This window comes from Asticcacaulis sp. AC460 (assembly GCF_000495795.1).
Taxonomy (GTDB): Bacteria; Pseudomonadota; Alphaproteobacteria; order Caulobacterales; family Caulobacteraceae; genus Asticcacaulis.
Map to the genome: position 1 here is coordinate 1 of NZ_AWGD01000006.1, position 19629 is coordinate 19629.

A 19629-nucleotide genomic window follows, 5' to 3' on the forward strand; every position below is an offset into this window, starting at 1 on the left:
GGCTCCGGCAGCCCCGGTTGCCGCCCCGGCCGCGGAAGCGCCCGCCGCTGCCCCGGCTGCGGCCAGCCCGCCCAAGGACGCCATCACCTCTCCCATGGTCGGCACTGTCTATTTATCGGCCCAGCCGGGCGCCGCGGCCTTCATCAAGGTCGGCGACAAGGTCAAACAAGGCCAGACCCTGCTGATCATCGAAGCCATGAAGACCATGAACCCGATCCCGTCGCCGCGCGAAGGCGTGGTCGCCCAGATTCTGGTCAACGACGCCCAGCCGGTCGAGTACGGCGCGCCGCTCGTCGTCTTCGAGTAAGCGGCCATGAAAACCTTCGACAAGATCCTGATCGCCAACCGCGGCGAGATCGCGCTGCGCGTCATCCGCGCCGCCAAGGAAATGGGCATCGCCACCGTAGCCGTCCATTCCGAAGCCGACCGCAACGCCATGCACGTCCACCTGGCCGACGAATCCGTCTGCATCGGGCCGGCGCCGGCGTCCAAGTCCTATCTCAACATCCCGTCGATCATTGCCGCCGCCGAAATCACCGGCGCCCAGGCGATCCACCCGGGCTACGGCTTCCTGTCGGAGAACGCCAAGTTCGCCGACATCGTCAGCGCCCACGGCCTGACCTTCATCGGCCCGAAGGCGGAGCATATCCGCATGATGGGCGACAAGATCACCGCCAAGCAGGCCGCCAGGGATTCGGGCATTCCCGTCGTTCCGGGTTCCGACGGCGGCGTTGCGACCGTCGAAGAGGCCATGGCGGCCGCCGAAGACATCGGTTTCCCCGTCCTGATCAAGGCCGCCTCCGGTGGCGGTGGCCGCGGCATGAAGGTCGCCAAGGACCGCGACTCGCTGGCCGAGGCCGTCATGTCGGCTCAGTCCGAAGCGGCTGCCGCGTTTGGTGACGGTACGGTCTATATGGAGCGCTATCTCCAGAAGCCGCGCCACATCGAAATCCAGATCATCGCCGACAGCCATGGCAATGTCTGCCATCTGGGCGAACGCGACTGCTCACTGCAGCGCCGCCACCAGAAGGTGCTGGAAGAAGCCCCCTCGCCCGTCATCGACAAGGCCGCCCGCGACAAGATCGGCATGGTCTGCGTCGATGCCATCAAGAAGATCGGCTATCTCGGCGTCGGCACCATCGAGTTCCTGTACGAAGATGGCGAGTTCTTCTTCATCGAGATGAACACCCGCCTGCAGGTCGAACATCCGGTGACCGAATACGTCACCGACCTGGACCTGGTGCGCGAGCAGATTCGTATCGCCGAGGGCTATCCGTTGTCGTTCACCCAGGACGATATCGACCTGACCACCCACGCCATCGAAGTCCGCATCAATGCCGAAAACGCCCGTACCTTCGTGCCCTCGCCCGGCACGGTGACCGATTTCCACGCTCCGGGCGGCCTGGGCGTGCGCATGGATTCGGCGATCTATAATGGCTATGCCATTCCGCCCTACTATGACTCTCTGGTCGGCAAACTGATCGTTCACGGCCGCGACCGTCCGGAAGCCTTGTCGCGTCTCAAGCGCGCCCTGCAGGAGACGGTCGTGTCGGGTATTGATACGACGATCCCGCTGTTTCTCGATCTGCTGAACGAGAAAGACATCCAGACCGGGGATTACAATATCCACTGGCTGGAAAACTGGATCAAGGCGCAAAGCCCGCAGTAAGAGCCTCCGGCCAGGGTGCGAAGCACCCTGGGCCGGAATCGCGACAGCGCTGAACAGCGCGGTACCTATCCTCGCATGATGATGGATCAGGACCAACCATCTCGAAACTTTATCGTCGCGCCAGAAGAATGCCTCCTACCCTATGGAGGTAATCATGACCCTTTCCCTGCACGACATTTCCAAGACGATGCGCGATATCGATCTGTGCATGCTGACGTCCAAGACCGTCACCGGCGAACTCGAAGCCCGCCCCATGAGCAATAACCGTAAGGTCGACTGGGACGGCGATACCTGGTTCTTCGCCGATGGTGGTTCCTCAGCCGCCCAGGAAATCGCCGCCAACCCCGAAGTCAATCTCGCCTATTCGCGCGAGCCCGGCCTTCTGACCAAGCCCTTCTTCCTGTCCGTCACCGGCCATGCCGAACTGGTCAATGATCGCGCCGAAATGGAAAAGCACTGGAACAAGGATATCGAGCTCTGGTTCAAGGACGGCCTCGACACCCCGGGCCTCGTCATGATCCACGTCAAGGCCGATCGCCTGAAATACTGGGACGGCATGGAGGAAGGTGAACTGCGCTTGTAACTTGTCAATCAAAAGCTACAAGCTTTCACAACGCAAGCCAATCAGTCCATTGCGAGTCACAATTCACCTCAATTGCATTTCGCAATTTTTGGAAAAATTAGAGCCGGCACCATAACCTCCTGGTTATGGTGCCGGCTTTGCATTTCCCCTTGGAAAACTTGCACCAAATCGGGCTAAACAGCCGGGCCCATGCCTGACTTTACCCTCGATGACCTGATCGACTGCTACCGCACCGGCGTCTTCCCGATGTCCGACGCGCGCGACGACGACTACCTGTTCCTGGTCGACCCGCCGATGCGCGGAGTGTTGCCACTGGACGCTTTTCATATCCCGTCGCGATTGGCGCGGACTGTGCGCAAGGACGACTATGCCGTCCGGATCGATACCGCCTATCAGCAGGTCATCGAACTGTGTGCCGAAGAAGCCCTCAACCGCACCTCGACGTGGATATCCCATTCGATCCAGGCACTATATCAGGCGCTTTTTGCCCGCGGCCTGGCCCACAGTGTCGAGGTCTGGCGCGACGGCGACCTGATCGGCGGACTTTACGGCGTGGCGATCGGCGGCGCCTTCTTCGGTGAAAGCATGGTCTCGCGGGCGACAGACGCCTCCAAGATTGCCCTGGTGCATCTGGTGGCGCGGCTGAAGGCCGGCGGATTCAAGCTCCTGGACTGTCAGTTCCAGACCGAACACCTCAACCAGTTCGGCGTGGTCGAGATCGAAAAGGCGGATTATCTGAAGTTGCTGGCCAATGCTGTCGATCTAAAGGCCGACTTTTACGACCTGCCTTCCACGGCGACAGGCAAGGATGTCATGCGACTGTTGAAAACCTTGTAGATCTTAACTCGTCGCGCCGCCCAGCGGCTTGCGGCAGCCAATCACCCAGGCATCGTAGGTGGGGTGCTGCATCGGATTCAGGCTGGGGCTGGATGAGAAACTCCAGCCCTGGAAAATCTGCTTGGACTTGATGGACGCCATGGTGTTGGTCGCCGCCACCGGATTGGTGCGCACCGTCATATAGGCCATGACGTCGCCATGGGCCTCGTCATCCGCCGTGGTTTCACACGCCTTGACCAGGTAGATCAGCCCCTTATAGCGCACAGGCTGGCCGATCGGCGCCTCGAAGCGCACACTCTCAGCATTGACCTTGTCCAGGGCTTCGATGATGGCCGTGCCATAGCGCGGACGCTTCTTCGGCACATAACTCGAGACGCTGGTTGACGACGATGAAGACGATGACGCAGCCGCGACGGTTTTGGGTTTTTCTTCCGGTTCGGCCTGGGCCTGGACCGCCGACGGCGGCACATAGGGCTTCAGTTCCGGAGTTGGCGCCGATGGCGTTGCCGGCTGCGGGGCAGGCGCAGCCGTCGTCGCGGCGGGCTTGGCCTTCTTCTTGTCGGGGGCGTAGGGCTTGTATTCGACGCCATCGACATAATAGGGCTGCGGATCATAGTCCGCGTCGTCGACATAGCGCGGCACCTGACGCCCGCCGTCACCGCGCGTCGGCGGTGCGGTCTGGGCCGAGGCCGACACCACCGCACACAGGGCAACGGCGCCGAGTACAGCCCAGGAAACCTTGATATGCGAGCGCCGGACCATGTGAACTCCTACGGTTTCCACGCCTCATAGTCGCCGGCCGACTTCTGCCGCTCCGGCGTCTCATTGTTCATCGAGCCCTTTGGGAACTGCGCCAACGGCGTGCCGCTCATATTCGGCAGGTGCGGCTTTTCCCACGCCTTGCGCGGCAGCGGTTCCTTCGACGGCGGCGTGTCGTAGAGATAGTGCATCCAACCGTGCCAGTCGGGCGGAATCTTCGACGCATCGGCATAGCCCTTATAGAGCACATAACGACGCTTGCGGCCGACATCATAGGCGTTGGACGCCGTACGGTCTTCGAAATAGCGGTTGCCGAACTCATCGGTGCCGACCTGACGCCCGCGCCGGCCTACCGTAAACAGGGTGCCCAGCGTCGCGCCGCTCCACCACAGGAAAATCTTGTCCAGCAAGGTACTTGTCCTCAGTCACAAATCAGGTCGAACTATAGTGATCTGGCTCGGACAGGTAAAGGCACGGCGGGAAAAATTCTCGCCTCAACGGCAGGACGCCTACATCAACATATTGTGGACGATTGCCGAATTCACCACCACATTTATTGATACCTCGCCTGTTGCGCGATACAGTTAACCAATGACCTGCGTTTTCTGCGGACCCTGACATGGCCTTTTTGTCCCCGGCGCTGCGCCGCCTGATCACTCCCGGCGACCTGGAATCGCGCGTTATCGAGCGTGCGGGCACTTTTACCGAGGTTATTTGCCCGCGTGACATGCCGTCGGCCCAGGCCGAAGCCTGGCTCGACTGGGCCGATTCGCTGGCCGCCGACCTGCCGTCCGGCACCTGGACGCGATCGGGCGACGCCGACAGCGATGCCTTTGGCGGTGCTTTCGGCGACTATGCCCACCGCCTGTCGCAGTGGGGCTTGCGCCTGGGTCACCTGTCCTCACCCGCCGAAGCCGGCGAATTCGCCGAAGCGCTGGAAGCGACCCTGCTCGCCGGGCTCGCCGCACCGGCTGTCAGCCTGGCGTCAGGCCATCGCGTTCATCCGACCGCCGGTGATATCCTGCCCCAGGTCGCTGAGGCGGCCCCGCTCTATCTAGATGATCATTCCGGCCGCCAGGCCCTGATGCGGACTCTGGTCGACGCCCGCGCCGCCAAGCTGCGCGATGCCGCCCAAAGCCGGCTAGCCGCGGCCTTGGAAGACATTTCCAGCGCCATTGCCCGCAGTGAAGGCGAACATGCGGCATCGTTGCGACATAATCCGGCCCTGGCCCGCGCCGCCGGCCGTGCCCGCAGCCTTGGGGCCAGTGACGCCCTGATCGCACGCCAGATCCAGTTGAGCCAGACCTCGGCCGCCGGCTGGTCGCCGGCCGGGCCGGATGTGGTCGCGGTTCGCCACCGTGCCGTGGTCGGGGCACGCGACACAGTCGGCGCCGGTGATCCATCGGCTGTGCTGCTGGCCGAAACCGCCTTGGAGACGCCAGGCCTGCACCTGGTGTTCGATCCACGCGACGCCGAAGCATTGGAGACTCAGAACCTGGCGCCGAAAGCCGCCATCAATGTTGAGCGCTTCTTCGACGACGGCGGCTTCCAGGCCGAGGCCTTCGTCGATGCCGTTACGCTTTGGACCTGGGCACTGGATATCGAAGTTTCCGTTGCCTTTTCCGCGACCTATGCCGACTCTCTTAAGCTTCCTGCGGAACGTCCGGTCGCTCTTACCCTCGCCGGTTTGACCGACGCCTTGATGGGATTGGGCCTTTCGCTCAGCGACAGCGCGGCCGGCGACTATGCCTCACATCTGTTCGCCCTGCTGGAGGCGGCGTCGGTCCATACCTCGGCGATCCTGGCGCAGCGTCTGTCGCCGCATGACGGCTTCAAGGCCGACAAGCCGGCCGCCATAGACCGGCTGAGCGGCAAGCTGTATCAGATCACGGCCCTGAAGGGGCATGGCGACCTGAAAGGCCGCAGCCTGGAACTGATCCAGTCTGCCTTGAAGCTGGCCAAGCTGACCGGGCTGCGCAATATCCAGTCGACCGCCCTGTTCGGCGACGACGAGCTGTCTTTGCGTCTGGGCGTTATGTTGGGCGACCAGGCCATCCGCGAGGTTCGTGGTGTCATCGAAGGTGATGACGGCACTTTCGTTTCCGTGCTGAAAGCGCCTGTGATCAAAGGGTTGCAGGCGCTTTCCGCCGATTGGGATGAGATCCGCGGCCATCTGCTGGGCCACCGCAGTCTGTACGATGCCCCGCACATCAATGCCGCCGCCCTGAAGTCCAAGGGGCTGAGCGAGTTCGAGATCACCCAACTGCAGGACGCCCTGGCGACCGCCTCGACCTTGGGCGAGGTGTTTTCGACGCGCCACCTCGATATCAACTTCATACGCGACATCTGGGGCCTGAGCGAAAGCGATCTGGCAGATCCGGCTTTAAACCTGTTGGATGTGATGGGTTTTTCCGCCATCGAGCAAGATGCTGCGGAAGGTTATATCTTTGGTCATCGCGAACTGGATTCCTTGAAGGCGCTGAACGAAACGGCATGGCGTTTGATCGCGCCGCCGGGTTTGAAGGCGCAACTGGCCCTGCGCCAGGCGTGCGAGGCCTTTGTCGATTCGCCGTCGACGGCGGCCATGGTGGTCGCCTGGGACCAGACCCCAACCGAGGTGATGAAGCTGTATGCCCTGGCGGCCGGTCTGGAACTGCGCGCTGTCACAGTCTGCCGCGCCGAACCGCCGGCGGATTTCCGACTGGAGATTCCGGTCTATGAGGACGCGCCCAGGCGCGAACCGGCCGCTGCGGCGGCCCCTGCCCCGGTGTCGTCGTCGCGGGTCATCGAGAAGATCATTGAGCGCGAGCGGTCGCGGACCAAGCTGCCGGACCGGCGCAAGGGTTATATCCAGAAGGCCGGGGTTGGCGGGCACAAGGTCTATATCCATACCGGCGAGTATGAGGATGGCTCGCTGGGCGAGATTTTCATCGATATGCACAAGGAGGGCGCCGCCTTCCGGTCGCTGATGAACAATTTCGCCATCGCGATTTCGATCGGGCTGCAGTACGGCGTCCCTTTGGACGAGTTCGTGGACGCCTTCGTGTTCACGCGTTTCGAGCCGGCCGGACCAGTGACGGGCAATGACCGGGTGCGATCGGCGACCTCAATTCTGGACTATATTTTCCGCGAGCTGGCGATTTCCTATCTCGACCGCAACGACCTCAGCAATGCCGATCCGGAGGCCTTGAATGCCGATGGTCTGGGGCAAGGAGACGCGGTGCGCGAGACGGAGGAGGCCTTGCCGGCATCGCAGTTCATCTCGAAGGGCTTTGCACGCGGTACGGCAACGGATAATCTGGTAGTCGTGCCGTTCGCCCGCAAGCGTGAAGCCGTGAACGACGACGAGTGATCCAACGGCTTATAGCCGTTGGCAAGGGCGACTGCCCGCCGCGCGAGCGAGCCATGCGGCATTTGAGCTAAAAAATGTTGGCATCGCGCTTGCTGAGTGTCCGCCACAATCAGCGAAGGTGTTCCCTTATGAAACGCATCACCCTGGCAATCCTGGCCCTTGGCCTGCTGTCCAGCCCCGCCCTGGCTCAGAACGCGTCCCAGATCGACGCCGCCCGGAATGGCGCCAGCTGCCCCAAGTGCAACCTGTTCCAGGCGGACTTCGTCGGCCTGGAGCTGAAGAACAAGAATTTCGCCGGTGCGCGTCTGCGTCAGGCAGACATGGGCATCGGTATCTTCAACGGAACGAACTTCTCCGGTGCCGACCTGCGTGACGTCAACGGTTCGGCAGCCTTGTTCGGCCGGGCCAGCTTCGCCGGTGCGGACATGACCAATTCGAACTTCGTCGGTGCTTATTTGGAGCACGCCAACTTCCGCGGCGCCAACCTGACCGGCGCGAACTTCTCCGGCGCCGAAATGTCGACGGCTACGGGTCTGACGCAAGCCCAGTTCGACCGTGCCTGCGGTGATGAAGCGACCCAGGCGCCGGCGGGCATCCGCGTCCCGGTGTGTAATCAGTAGTCCCTGTCAAAGACCCGAGCACACATTCTGAGACAGTTGGAACCCCGGTGGAGACGCCGGGGTTTTCCGTACCTGAGTAACGGGGTTTGGGGCCTGCGGCCCCAAGTCTTCCTCTTCCATCCTTTGACCTCCGCCCGAAGGGGGCGAGGTCAAGGAAGAAAGACGAAAGATGCGGGGTCGCCCGCCGCATGGCTCTGGGCGTTCGGCGCGGAAATCGACCCACTGGGTCGATTTCATAAGGTTTGCCATGCGGCAAACCTTCGCTTCTCACCCCCGCGCCCCATTAGTTATTGCACGAATGGCCACCCCTCCGCATCAAACCCCAGCGCATTCAACCCCAGCTTCGGCGCGCCGCCGGACGCTCCGTCATAGTAGTGATACACCAGGGTCGGCACGCCGCCGGCATTGACCACGCTGTTTCCGCCCGGTCCCTTGATATTGCCGTGGGCACTCAGCAGGATCGTTCCGCCGCCATCGACCAAGTTCAGCCCGCCACGGTCGAAGAACGGCCCCGTCGGTGAGGTCGAACGACCCACCAGAATCCGGTACCGGCTGTCGGCGTTACAGCAGGGATTGGCCGAGCCAAAATAGTAGTAGTACTTGGTCCCGTTCACCACCCACGGGAAGATGAATGGCCCCTCGACCCCGCCTGGACGCTTGGCGATGTCATACATCACCGAGCCCTTGCGCAGGCCCGTCACCGGATCCAGCTCAATTACGTGCATGCCGTCTTCCCACGAGCCAAACACCATGTACCAGTTGCCGGCGTCATCCTTATAAGGCGCTGGATCGATGGCGTTGTATTTGGTCGTGCAGCCCGGCCGCGTCCCGCAACTGGCGATAATCTCGCCGGCATCCGTCCATGGCCCCGTCGGCGTCGGCCCGGTCGCCAGGGCAATCACCGCCTCAGCACCCATATTGGTGCCGGCCACACTCGGCGTGCCATACACCGGGATCGAATAGTAGTGATAATACTTGCCGTTGGCGTACATCACGCTGGGCGCCCACAGGTCCGTCCGGCCGCCGCCGCCCGTCGTATTCTTGCTGGCCCACCACGAATAATCGGTCGCAAACGATCCGGTCGCCACCTTCGTAAAGGTCGTCAGATCGGTCGAACTGGCCAGGGTATTGTGCGTCCCGTAAAGCCAATAGGTCCCCGCCGTATCAACGATCAGGTTCGGATCATGCACGTCCACGCCGGCGCCCGACACCGTCTTTGGCAACGCATAAACCCGCGTACTTGTCAGACTTAATGTCCACTCCTGGCAGGTACAGGCCGTACCGGTCGAAGGCCGCGTCTCCTGGGTCACCGGCCCGCCGGCATTGGTCTGAAGATACAGGCCGCTACGGACATTGCGGATCAGGTAGTTGCCGTTACCCAGCTTGAGGAAGGTCCACAAATGGTCATTGATGCCATTGTCGGCCCACTGCAAAGCTTCAGCCCCGGCCGTGGTCGAGGCGTTCTCGATCCCCGCCACCTGGTGGGTCAGCATGTTCTCGATATTGTACTGAGTGCTGTCCATGGTGATGGCGTGCCACAGTAATTCCTTGTTACCGCTGTCCGCGGCCTGGCCCAGCTTGGCGCCGGCGGTCTGGCTGGCGCCGGCAATGGCCAGGTACTGGCCCGACGAGACGTTGCGGATCTTCATCGAGACGGTGTCGTCTACCACCGACAGGGTGCCCATATCGACGCCCGTGGCGCTCGACGATGAGCTTCCACCGCCCCCGCCGCCGGAGCCACCACCTCCGCCGCCGCAGGCTGTGATCGCCCCTGTCATCAGGACGAGACAAAGCGCCGCCGCAACGGGCGTTTTTAAATTTGACATAGCGATTCCCTGGCTCCTGCGGGGCGTTTACGCCCTTATAATGTCCGACAATTAAGTCGAACCTATCTCGACGTCAGGGGAGCGTCAAGATTTTTGTCGGACAAATACTATCTGAATAGCGACAGCATGTAGGACTGTGACTGGTTTGCAATCGACAGGGCCTGAATGGCCAGTTGCTGCTTGATCTGCAGAGCCTGCAGTTTGGTCGCTTCCTTGGCCATGTCGGCATCGACCAGCTTGCCGACAGCGCCGTCCATGGTGTCCTGGAGCTTACCGATAAAGGTGGCATGACGGTCCAGCGACTTCGACGACGTCCCCAGCCTGGCGAGAGCTGACGACATGTTGCCGATCGAGTCGTCCAGCGTACTGAGCAGCGCCTGGGCCGAAGTCGCCGTGGAAAAATCTGTGCTGGCGCCTAGGGTGATGATGCCGCCGCCCAGGGACATGTCTTCGGCGTCGACTGTCAGATGGCTGGTGCCCTGGGCATTGGCTATGGCGCCGACATTGGCGCGCGAACCATTTAGCAGGTTGATGCCGTTGAAGGTGGCGTTGGCGATCGTTTTGGTAATCTGGTTGCGGATGGCAGTGAAATCGGCCTTCAGGGCATCGCGGGACGTGGTGTCGAGCGAGGTGTCCGACGCCGCCAGCGCCTTCTCTTTCAAATCGCTCAGCATGTCCTGGATCGACTCGCCGGCCATCATGGCGACATCGACCGTGGACGAGGTTCGCGACAGAGACATTTTGACGGAATCGAGCGCCTTGATTTCGGCGCGCTGCGACTGGGCGATCGCGTAGATGGCGCCGTCGTCCTTGGCACTGCCCACCTTCAACCCCGTTGAGATACGGGTCTGCGTCACGCGCAGATCGGCCGTGATCTTATTCAGGTTCTGAAGGGCCACCATGGCGCCCAAATTGGTGTTGATGGAGTTCATCTTCCCGAACCATCCCCCGACCTTCTGTCGCGGGTACCGATAGTATGGCAGGGAAACGCTAACGCATTTTAAAGAATTACGGTTTTACCGCAGACTGATCGATTTCGCGGTTGGTGGCTGGCCGGCTGACCTTGTCGAACAGGGTCTGCAGCTTCATCTTGGCCGCTTCGATCTCCGGCAGATTGGTCGGCGCCGTGGCCGTGTTGCCTTCGGTCCCGGTATCTGACGGCGTGGTGTCGGTCCTGTCCGTGGGCCGGCCGCCGCCACGTGGCGGGGTCTTGCCGGTCGTTCCGCCGGTATTGATGCCTTGGGTGTTACCGAGGCTGGGGGCTTGGGCGCCGGTGCTCTGGCCTGGTATTTTCGGCCCGCCGTCATTGCCACCGCGGCCGCCGCCCGTGGCTTCGGAATCGCGCGACGAGTCCCCGCTGCCGCCGTCGTCCGGAGTGCCACCGGAGTCGTCGGTATCATCGCTATCATCTGTACCGCCGGAATCGTCGGTGTTGTCACCGCCGCCGACCGCGCCCTTGCCCTTGGCGGGCTTGCCATCGTCTTCGGGTTTGTCGCCGGCAGGTGGCGCGGTGTTCGTCTGGGTGGCCGGCCCCGTGCCAAAACCAACATAGGGCTGTTTGTCGCGCTCAGGCGTGGTCTTCTTGACCGCGCCGTCCTGGTCGAGGGCGGGACCTTGGGTGCCCTGATCGCCAGGCCCGGTGCCGAAACCGACATAGGGCTGTTTATCGCGTTCCGGTGTGCCCTTCTTGCCCTCCCCGGCTTGGCCGAAGCCAACAGGGGGCGACTGGACAAAACCATCGCGCGGCGGCGGGGTTGCACCGGAACCGGCATAGAGGTCGGTGCTTCCGTCGTCCTCAGGTTCCGCGCCGGCGGACGGATCAGTGGTGCCTCGGGCGCGATCCTTGTCGTCCTCGATCTTCGGCTTCAGCTCGACATTGTCGTAAATCCGCGGCTGGAGATTGGGCGTCTGACCGGGCTCGGGCGCACCTTGCGGAGCGTTGGACGGCCGGGTGTCGTTGCGCTCGGCGGCGCTTTGGGTCGCCTTAGCCTTTGCGGCCGATTTAACCGGCGCCTTGTCCTGGGCATAGGCGGTAGTGGTGAGGCCCAGGGCCAGTATCGATGCAAGCACAGTACGGACGTAATTCATCTGCCCCTCCCCGGTGGCCATTATGGGGCGACGTTAGTCCATTTTGCGAACGGAGGGAAGCTTGGTTAACAAATGGGGTGTGGGGTCCGCGACCCCACAAAATCTTTATTTTCCTTCCTTAGACCTTCGCCCTCAAAGGGGGCGAGGTCTAAGGAAGAAAGGGGAAGACTTGGGGCCGCAGGCCCCAAACCCCATAAGTTAGCCAACCTTGATCGGCAGCGCCGTCCGGATATGCAGTTCCTTCAACTGCTTATCCAGCGCATCCGACGGCGCGCTCATCATCACGTCCTGGCCCTGCTGGTTCAGCGGGAAGGCGATGACTTCGCGAATGGCCGTCTGACCGGCCAGCAGCATCACGATCCGGTCGATACCCGGCGCCAGACCACCGTGCGGCGGGGCGCCGTACTTGAACGCGTTCAGCATGCCGCCGAACTGCGACTCGACCACGTCATGACCATAGCCGGCGATCTCGAACGCCTTCAGCATGATCTCCTGCTTGTGGTTCCGGATTGCGCCCGAACACAGCTCATAGCCATTGCAGACGATGTCGTACTGATAGGCCAGGATCTCGCGCGGATCCTTGTTGAGCAGCGCATCCATCTCGCCCTGCGGCATCGAGAACGGGTTGTGCGAGAAGTCGATCTTCCTCTCTTCGTCGTTCCATTCGAACATCGGGAAGTCGACAATCCAGCAGAAGCGGAATTGATCCTCATCCACCAGGCCCAAGTCCGTACCAACCTTGGTGCGCGCCAGCCCGGCGAACTTGACGAACTCCTCGACCTTGCCGGCCACGAAGAAAGCGGCATCGCCATTGCCCAGGCCCAGTTGCTGACGCAACGCCTCGGTACGTTCCTCGCCGATGTTCTTGGCGATCGGACCGGCGGCTTCCAGACCTTCCGAAGCGCCTTCCGGCGTCCGCCAGAAGATATAGCCCAGGCCCTTTTGACCCTCGCCCTGCGCCCACGAATTCATCTTGTCGCAGAAGGCGCGCGAACCACCGGTCTTGGCCGGAATAGCCCACACAGCCGTACCGTCCTGCTCCAGGATTGAGGCGAACACCTTGAAGCCCGAGCCGGCGAAATGCACCGACACGTCCTGCATCTCAATCGGGTTGCGCAAATCCGGTTTATCCGAACCGTACTTAGAAATCGCTTCCTTGTACGGAATACGCTGGAACGGGTAGGACGACACGCGCTTGCCATCGCCGAACTCGGTGAACAGGCCATGCATGACCGGCTCAATCGCAGCAAAAACATCCTCTTGCGTCACGAAGCTCATCTCGACGTCGAGCTGGTAGAACTCCAGCGAACGGTCGGCGCGCAGGTCCTCGTCGCGGAAACACGGCGCGATCTGGAAATAGCGATCGAAGCCCGACACCATCAGCAACTGCTTGAACTGCTGCGGCGCCTGGGGCAGCGCATAGAACTTGCCTGGATGCATCCGCGACGGCACCAGGAAGTCGCGCGCGCCTTCCGGCGACGATGCCGTCAGGATCGGTGTCTGGTATTCCAGGAAGCCCTGGTCGACCATGCGGTTGCGGATCGACTGGATCACCTTGGACCGCAGCACGATGTTCCTGTGCAGGGTCTCGCGGCGCAGGTCCAGGAAGCGGTTCTTCAAACGGACCTCTTCCGGATAGTCCGGCTCACCGAACACCGGCAGCGGCAGCTCAGCGGCTTCCGACAGGATCTCGACCTCGACCACGCGGACCTCGACCTCGCCCGTATCCAGATTGGCATTGAAGGTCTCGGGATCACGTGCCACGACATTGCCGTCGACACGGATCACGCTCTCGGCGCGCAGGCGTTCGACCTTGGCAAAGCCCGGCGACGACGGATTGAACACCAGTTGCGTGATGCCGTAATGGTCGCGCAGGTCGATGAACAGCAGGCCGCCGAAGTCGCGCTTGCGGTGGACCCAGCCGGACAGGCGCGCCTGGGAACCGGCATCGGTCAGGCGCAGGGCGCCACAAGTATGGGAACGATAGATGTGCATAGGTCGCAAAGCCCGGAATAAGCTTGTAAATCAGGCCGCGTAGGGCACATGATGCGCCCATAATGTCAAGTCGAAAGACTATAAACAAACACCTGACCGGTCATCCACAAGTCGCATAACCCTGCACATTGTCATTGCCGATTGTAACCCTTAGATTCGCGCCATGATCCGGCAACTCCCGCTCGACCTTGAACGCCCCGACCGATTCTCCCGCGACAGCTTCGCGACGAATGCGGCCCTGCAAGACGTGCTTGATGTCCTGCTCAATCCGCAGGACTGGATCAGCCCGCACCTGATCCTGCACGGCCCGGCCGGCACGGGCAAGACCCACCTGGCCCATGTCTTCGCCGCCGAAACCGGCGCGCGCCTTTTAGCGCCTGATGACACCCGCCAACTCGACCTCGCCACCCTGGGCGGCAGCTATGTCGTCGACGACGCCGAAATCGCCTCCGAAGAAGCCCTCTTTCACCTCAGCAATCACGTTCAAAAAACGGGACAGCAACTTGTACTGACAACGAAAAAACAGCCGATCGTTTGGCAGACCGCCCTGCCCGACCTGACGTCGCGCCTGCGCGCCATGCGGCTGATCGTTTTGCCCGAACCCGACGAGGAACTCCTGGCCGCCGTTTTGAAGAGACTGTTCGCCCAGCGTTTCATCCAGCCCAGCGACGACACCCTGGCCTACCTGTCGGCGCGCATCGAACGCTCCGTACCCTCGGCACAAAAAATTGTCACAGAGCTGGAGCACCATGCCAACGGCCGGGCGTTCAACAAGACTCTGATCCGCGATTTCCTGGAACAGAGCGAAACCTTGTTTGACGACGACGACCTTTAAAAAACATCCGTTATTTAGTTTTTCGCCGTAAGATGGCGGAAACAGCCCAGAAACGCCAAAGTTCAGACATGTCCGACGATTCGCCTTCCCATGACCTAACCGACAGCCCGACCGCCATCGCCGATGCGCTGCCCGTCACGGTGCCGGTCGCCGCGAAACCGGTCATCGACCTCGATAGCGATGCGCCTTTGGGCGGCGCCTACTATATCAACCGCGAACTGTCGTGGCTGGCCTTCAACCAACGGGTTATCGAAGAAGCCGAAAACGCCCGCCATCCACTGCTGGAGCGGCTGCGCTTCCTGTCGATCTCGGCCAACAACCTCGACGAATTCTACATGGTGCGCGTCGCCGGTCTGCAGGGCCAGGTCCGCGAAGCTGTGCGCGTCGTCAGCCCCGACGGCCATACGCCGGCGGAACAGCTGGAAGCCGTCAACCGCGTCGCCGCCCAGTTGATGATCAAACAGCAGGCTGTGTGGCTCAAGCTGCGCACCGAATTGACCGCCGCCGGTCTGCATCTGATGTCGCCGAAAGACCTCAGCAAGACCGATACCGCCTGGCTGGAGAAGGAGTTCGAAAGCCAGCTCTTTCCTATCCTGACTCCTCTGGCCATCGACCCCGCGCACCCCTTCCCGTTCATTCCGAACCTGGGCTTCTCGATCGTCCTCAAGCTGACCCGGCGCAAGGATAACCGCACCATGTACGCCCTGGTGCCGATCCCCACCGGCGTAAAGCGGTTTTGGGAAATCGAAACGGCGAACCGCAACGGTAAGCGCAAGTTCATCAGCCTGGAAGACTTCGTTTCGGTCAGCCTGCCGCAGATTTTCCCTGGCTTCGACATCGTGTCACGCGGCCTGTTCCGCATCCTGCGCGACTCCGATATCGAACTGGAAGAAGAGGCCGAAGATCTGGTCCGTGAGTTCGAGGCCCTGATTAAGCAGCGTCGCCTGGGTTCCGTGGTGCGCGTCGAAATCGATGCGACCATGCCCGAAGACCTGCGCGCCTTCATCATCGGCCAGCTCCGCGCCAAGCCCGAGGACGTCGTGCTGATCGAGGGCATTCTGGGGCAAGCCCAGTTGTCGCAACTGATCCCGCGCGACCGCAACGACCTGAAGTTCACGCCTTTCGAGCCACGCTTCCCCGAGCGTATTCGCGATAACGGCGGTGACATGTTCACCACCATCCGCGAAAAGGACTTCCTGGTCCACCACCCGTTCGAAAGCTTCGACGCCGTGGTCCAGTTCCTGCGCCAGGCCGCACACGACCCGAACGTCATTGCCATCAAGCAAACCCTGTACCGCACCTCCAAGGACAGCCCGATCGTCGCCGCGCTGATCGAGGCTGCCGAGCAGGGCAAGAATGTTACCGCCCTGGTCGAGATCAAGGCGCGCTTCGACGAGGAAGCGAATCTGCGCTGGGCTCGCGCCATGGAACGCGCCGGCGTCCACGTCGTCTACGGCTTCGTCGAGTACAAGACCCACGCCAAGCTGTCCGTCGTGGTCCGCCGTGAAGGCGATGCCTTGCGGACCTATGTCCACTTCGGCACCGGCAACTACCACCCGATCACGGCCAAGGTGTATACCGATCTTTCCCTGTTCACCGACAATGCCGACCTGGGCCGCGACGCCATGCGGGTGTTCAACTTCATCACCGGCTATGCCCGCCCGGATGTCATGGAGAAGCTCTACTTCTCACCTGTTACCTTAAAACCCGGCCTGATCCACCTGATCGATCAGGAAATTGCCAATGCCAAGGCAGGCAAGCCTGCGCAGATATGGGCCAAGCTCAACGCCATCGTCGATCCGGTCATCATCAAGAAGCTGTATATCGCCAGCCAGGCCGGCGTGCAGATCGACCTCGTCATACGCGGCATCTGCTGCCTGCGTCCGGGCGTACCGGGCCTGTCGGACAACATCCGCGTCAAGTCGATCGTCGGCCGCTTCCTTGAGCATTCGCGTATCGTCTGCTTCGCCAATGGCAAACCGATGCCATCGGACCAGGCACGGGTCTTTATCTCGTCTGCCGACTGGATGAGTCGCAACCTCGACCGCCGGGTCGAGACCCTGATCCCGGTCGAAAACCCGACCGTCCATCGCCAAGTTCTAGACCAGATCATGGTCGCCAACCTGAATGACGAAGCCCAGAGCTGGACGCTGGGTGTCGATGGCGTCTACAGCCGCGTCGATACCAGCCACCTCGACAAGCCATTTTCCATGCATGACTATTTCATGACCCATCCATCGCTGTCGGGCCGCGGCCGAAGCGTGAAGGACCTGCCCCAGGCCTTTGACCACGTGGGTGTTCGTAAATAGGCGTACACCCTATTTCCCTATTGCGCCTTTCGTCCAAAACGGCCATACGCGGCCGGTGAGTACAGCACGGGAGACCGCGTCTTGGCGAACTACAATACGGCCGTCATCGACATCGGGTCCAACTCCGTCCGCCTCGTCACCTATCGCATCGAAGGCCGCTCCATCTGGCCGGTCTATAACGAAAAAGTCCTGGCCGGCCTGGGTCGCAACCTGGGCACTACGGGTGCGTTGAATCCCGATGGTTGCCGCGAAACCCTGATCGCCCTGCGCCGTTTCCGCGCCATCATCGATTCCTACCATCTCGAACAGGTTCACACCGTCGCCACAGCCGCCATCCGCGAAGCCAGCGATGGCGCCGCCTTTGCCGACGCGATCCGCAGCGAAAGTGGCTTCGAAGTCCGCGTCCTTACTGGCGCCGAAGAGGCCCACTACTCCGCCCTGGGCGTTCTGTGCGGCCAGGCCGAAGCCCTAGGTGTGGTCGGCGACCTGGGCGGATCTTCGCTGGAACTGATCGACCTCAACGGCGAAGATGCGTTCAAGGGCATCACCCTGCCACTGGGCCCGTTCGCCCTGGGCGCACCCGCGCCGATCCTGATCGAGCATACCCGCAAGCGCATTGTCGAGGTGCTGGCGCCGCATCGCGAGCGCTTCCACCAGAAGACCTTCCACGCTGTCGGCGGCGCCTGGCGCAACCTCGCCGTGATCTGGATGCAGAAGGCGAACTACCCGCTGCAAATCGTTCAACAATTTGAACTTCCGGCGCGTGAGGCTCTGAATATCGCCCGGCTGATCGCTTCGCAGTCGCCGGGATCATTGGAAAAGATCAAGGGCGTCACCAAGCGCCGGATGGAAAACCTGTCCTATGCTGCTCTGGTGTTACAGTGCCTGATCGAGACCTTCGAGTTCCAGACCGTCTGTTTCTCGGCCAACGGCCTGCGCGAAGGCCTGCTGTTCGATAATCTGGCGCCCGAACTGAAGGCCCGCGACCCCCTGCTCGAAGGTTGTGCGGCGCTTGGGGCGCGACTCGGGATTTCCAACGACATCGGCCCTGCCCTGTCGCAATGGACTAAGGACTTCTATCAGTCGACCGACGACGTCCTGATCGAACGTCCGGATCCGCGGCTAATCCGCGCCGCCGCCAAGCTGGCCGATATCGGCGCGACCCTGCATCCGGATCACCGTGCCGACCTGGTCTGTGATCAAGTGCTGCGCGCGCCCATCCCAGGCCAAAACCATGCCGAGCGCGTTTTCCTGGCCTGCACCCTGTTCACCCGTTATGCCGGCGAAGCCTATCTGAAAGAACCGGTGCTGATCGACCGCATCCTGGGGCAAGACGGTCTGGCCCGGGCGACGCAACTGGGCCTGACCCTTCGCCTGGGCTGCGACCTGTCGGCCAAGTCGGCGAGTTTGCTGAATAACGCCCACCTGCTGCAGCAGGACCGTAACCTGGTGCTGGAAGCCAAGGCCGGCTGGGAAGACCTGCTGCTTGGCGAACAAACGCGCAAACGCGCCAAGGCGCTGGCCAATGCGTTGCGGCTGAACCTGAAGATGGGCAGCTACTAGTCGAGTTCGACGACCTCGACCTTGCTGCCGTTAAGCACCAGGGCCAGTTCGCCGCGCTTCAAGCGCAGGGCGTCCTCGCCGAACACCTTACGGCGCCAGCCGGTCAGCGCCGGCACGTCGGCCTTGTCGTCGAGCGCGATCTTTTCCAGATCGGCCACCGTCGCCAGAAGCTTGGGCGCGACGCCCTCCTCTTCGCAGCGAATCCGCAGCAGCACCTTCAGCAATTCGACCACTGAAGCCGGCACCTGAACCGGGGGAGCCGACTTTTCGACCTTCGGAGCATATTGCTCAGGGTTCTTCAGGACATTGCGGATGATTTCGGTCAAGTCGACGCCAAACTTGGAGGCGCCAAAGCCCTTCGAGGTTGAACGCAGGTGGTCGAAGGCCGCCGGATCAGTCGGCAGTTGGGTGGCGATCTCGTCGACGCCCTCGTCCTTCAGGATACGACCGCGCGGCATGTCGCGTTCCTGCGCCATGCGTTCGCGCCAGGCCGCAACCTGAGCAAAAACAGCCATATATTTGACCGAGTTTTTGCGCGGCCGCAGGCGGCGCCAGGCATCATCCGGGTTGGTCGAATACAGGGCCGGGTCGCACAGGTCGATCATTTCGGCCGAGACCCATTCCAAACGGCCTTCGCGGGCCAGGCGGTCGCGCAGCTTCGGATAGACCTTGGCCAGATGGGTCACATCACCCAGGGCGTATTGAAGTTGCTGCTCGGACAGCGGGCGGCGCGACCAGTCGGTGAATCGCGAACCCTTGTCGATATCGATCTTCAATTTCTGGCGAACCAGCGAATCATAGGCCACCTGATCGCCGTAACCGGCGGCCATGGCGGCCACCTGGGTGTCGAAGATCGGCTTGGGCATGGTGCCCAGGTTGAAGAAGATTTCCATGTCCTGACGGCAGGCATGAAAGACCTTCAGGATCTTTTCATCCGCCAGGATGTCCAGAAATGGCTTTAAATCCAGCGACTTGGCCAGCGGATCGATGATCGCGGCGTGATCTTCACTGGCGGCCTGAATCAGGCACAGCTTGGGCCAGTAGGTCGTCTCGCGCATGAATTCGGTGTCGACCGTGATGAAGGGTGCGGATTTTATCGCATCACAAAAAGCGATCAGGTCATTGGTATTTGTAATTGGAGTCATTTTGTCGCTATAGCAGAGCGCAAACGCCTCCCAAACCCCATTTTACAG

16 protein-coding genes are annotated in these 19629 nt (G+C 61.7%); 9 read left to right on the plus strand and 7 right to left on the minus strand.

Annotated elements, in window-relative coordinates:
• The 4 genes from ABAC460_RS28205 to aat all read left to right on the plus strand — a co-directional run.
• Positions 1–307, plus strand: a 307-nt coding sequence (locus tag ABAC460_RS28205; RefSeq protein ID WP_023451948.1) for an acetyl-CoA carboxylase biotin carboxyl carrier protein, incomplete at its 5' end; no start/stop codon positions are given.
• Between the two features lie 6 nt (positions 308–313).
• Positions 314–1669, plus strand: a complete 1356-nt coding sequence (gene accC, locus ABAC460_RS28210; protein ID WP_023451949.1) for an acetyl-CoA carboxylase biotin carboxylase subunit — start codon at positions 314–316, stop codon at positions 1667–1669.
• 154 nt (positions 1670–1823) lie between these two features.
• Entirely contained in the window at positions 1824–2252 is a 429-nt protein-coding gene (locus tag ABAC460_RS28215) for a pyridoxamine 5'-phosphate oxidase family protein (protein WP_031236355.1), read from the plus strand.
• 189 nt (positions 2253–2441) lie between these two features.
• On the plus strand, positions 2442–3089 hold the full coding sequence (gene aat / locus ABAC460_RS28220; RefSeq protein ID WP_023451951.1) for a leucyl/phenylalanyl-tRNA--protein transferase: 648 nt from the start codon (positions 2442–2444) through the stop codon (positions 3087–3089).
• Between the two features lie 3 nt (positions 3090–3092).
• On the opposite strand, the gene ABAC460_RS28225 is transcribed toward aat, so the two are convergent.
• Both ABAC460_RS28225 and ABAC460_RS28230 read right to left on the minus strand, forming a co-directional pair.
• The gene (locus tag ABAC460_RS28225; RefSeq protein ID WP_023451952.1) at positions 3093–3851 is read right to left on the minus strand and encodes a DUF2155 domain-containing protein; all 759 of its coding nucleotides are present in this window, start codon (positions 3849–3851) and stop codon (positions 3093–3095) included.
• Between the two features lie 8 nt (positions 3852–3859).
• Positions 3860–4258 (minus strand): NADH:ubiquinone oxidoreductase subunit NDUFA12, encoded by a 399-nt coding sequence (locus tag ABAC460_RS28230; protein ID WP_023451953.1) that lies wholly within the window; start codon positions 4256–4258, stop codon positions 3860–3862.
• A 209-nt stretch (positions 4259–4467) separates the two neighbouring features.
• Between ABAC460_RS28230 and ABAC460_RS28235 the strand changes: the two genes are divergently transcribed.
• Positions 4468–7200, plus strand: coding sequence for a TSCPD domain-containing protein (locus ABAC460_RS28235; RefSeq protein WP_023451954.1), 2733 nt, complete (start codon positions 4468–4470; stop codon positions 7198–7200).
• A gap of 128 nt (positions 7201–7328) precedes the next feature.
• Positions 7329–7820 carry a pentapeptide repeat-containing protein gene (locus ABAC460_RS28240; protein WP_023451955.1) on the plus strand — a complete coding sequence of 164 codons (492 nt, stop codon included), beginning with the start codon at positions 7329–7331 and terminating at the stop codon, positions 7818–7820.
• A 287-nt stretch (positions 7821–8107) separates the two neighbouring features.
• Here the strand turns inward: ABAC460_RS28240 and ABAC460_RS0124135 are convergent, their stop codons facing one another.
• From ABAC460_RS0124135 to aspS, 4 genes are all read right to left on the minus strand, one after another.
• On the minus strand, positions 8108–9646 hold the full coding sequence (locus tag ABAC460_RS0124135; protein WP_081716427.1) for a family 43 glycosylhydrolase: 1539 nt from the start codon (positions 9644–9646) through the stop codon (positions 8108–8110).
• 107 nt (positions 9647–9753) lie between these two features.
• Positions 9754–10578, minus strand: coding sequence for a flagellin (locus tag ABAC460_RS28245; protein WP_023451957.1), 825 nt, complete (start codon positions 10576–10578; stop codon positions 9754–9756).
• 76 nt (positions 10579–10654) lie between these two features.
• Positions 10655–11734: a hypothetical protein gene (locus ABAC460_RS28250; RefSeq protein WP_023451958.1), complete on the minus strand. Its 1080-nt coding sequence runs from the start codon at positions 11732–11734 to the stop codon at positions 10655–10657.
• 198 nt (positions 11735–11932) lie between these two features.
• Entirely contained in the window at positions 11933–13738 is a 1806-nt protein-coding gene (gene aspS, locus ABAC460_RS28255; protein ID WP_162150290.1) for an aspartate--tRNA ligase, read from the minus strand.
• A gap of 154 nt (positions 13739–13892) precedes the next feature.
• Between aspS and ABAC460_RS28260 the strand changes: the two genes are divergently transcribed.
• The 3 genes from ABAC460_RS28260 (at position 13893) to ABAC460_RS28270 (ending at position 18436) form a co-directional block, all read left to right on the plus strand.
• Entirely contained in the window at positions 13893–14564 is a 672-nt protein-coding gene (locus ABAC460_RS28260) for an AAA family ATPase (RefSeq protein ID WP_023451960.1), read from the plus strand.
• A 68-nt stretch (positions 14565–14632) separates the two neighbouring features.
• Entirely contained in the window at positions 14633–16873 is a 2241-nt protein-coding gene (locus tag ABAC460_RS28265) for an RNA degradosome polyphosphate kinase (RefSeq protein ID WP_023451961.1), read from the plus strand.
• An 81-nt stretch (positions 16874–16954) separates the two neighbouring features.
• Positions 16955–18436, plus strand: coding sequence for a Ppx/GppA phosphatase family protein (locus ABAC460_RS28270; protein ID WP_023451962.1), 1482 nt, complete (start codon positions 16955–16957; stop codon positions 18434–18436).
• Here ABAC460_RS28270 and rnd read toward each other — a convergent pair.
• Positions 18433–19581 (minus strand): ribonuclease D, encoded by a 1149-nt coding sequence (gene rnd / locus ABAC460_RS28275; RefSeq protein WP_023451963.1) that lies wholly within the window; start codon positions 19579–19581, stop codon positions 18433–18435. The genes ABAC460_RS28270 and rnd overlap by 4 nt on opposite strands.
• Positions 19582–19629: the final 48 nt, after the last annotated feature.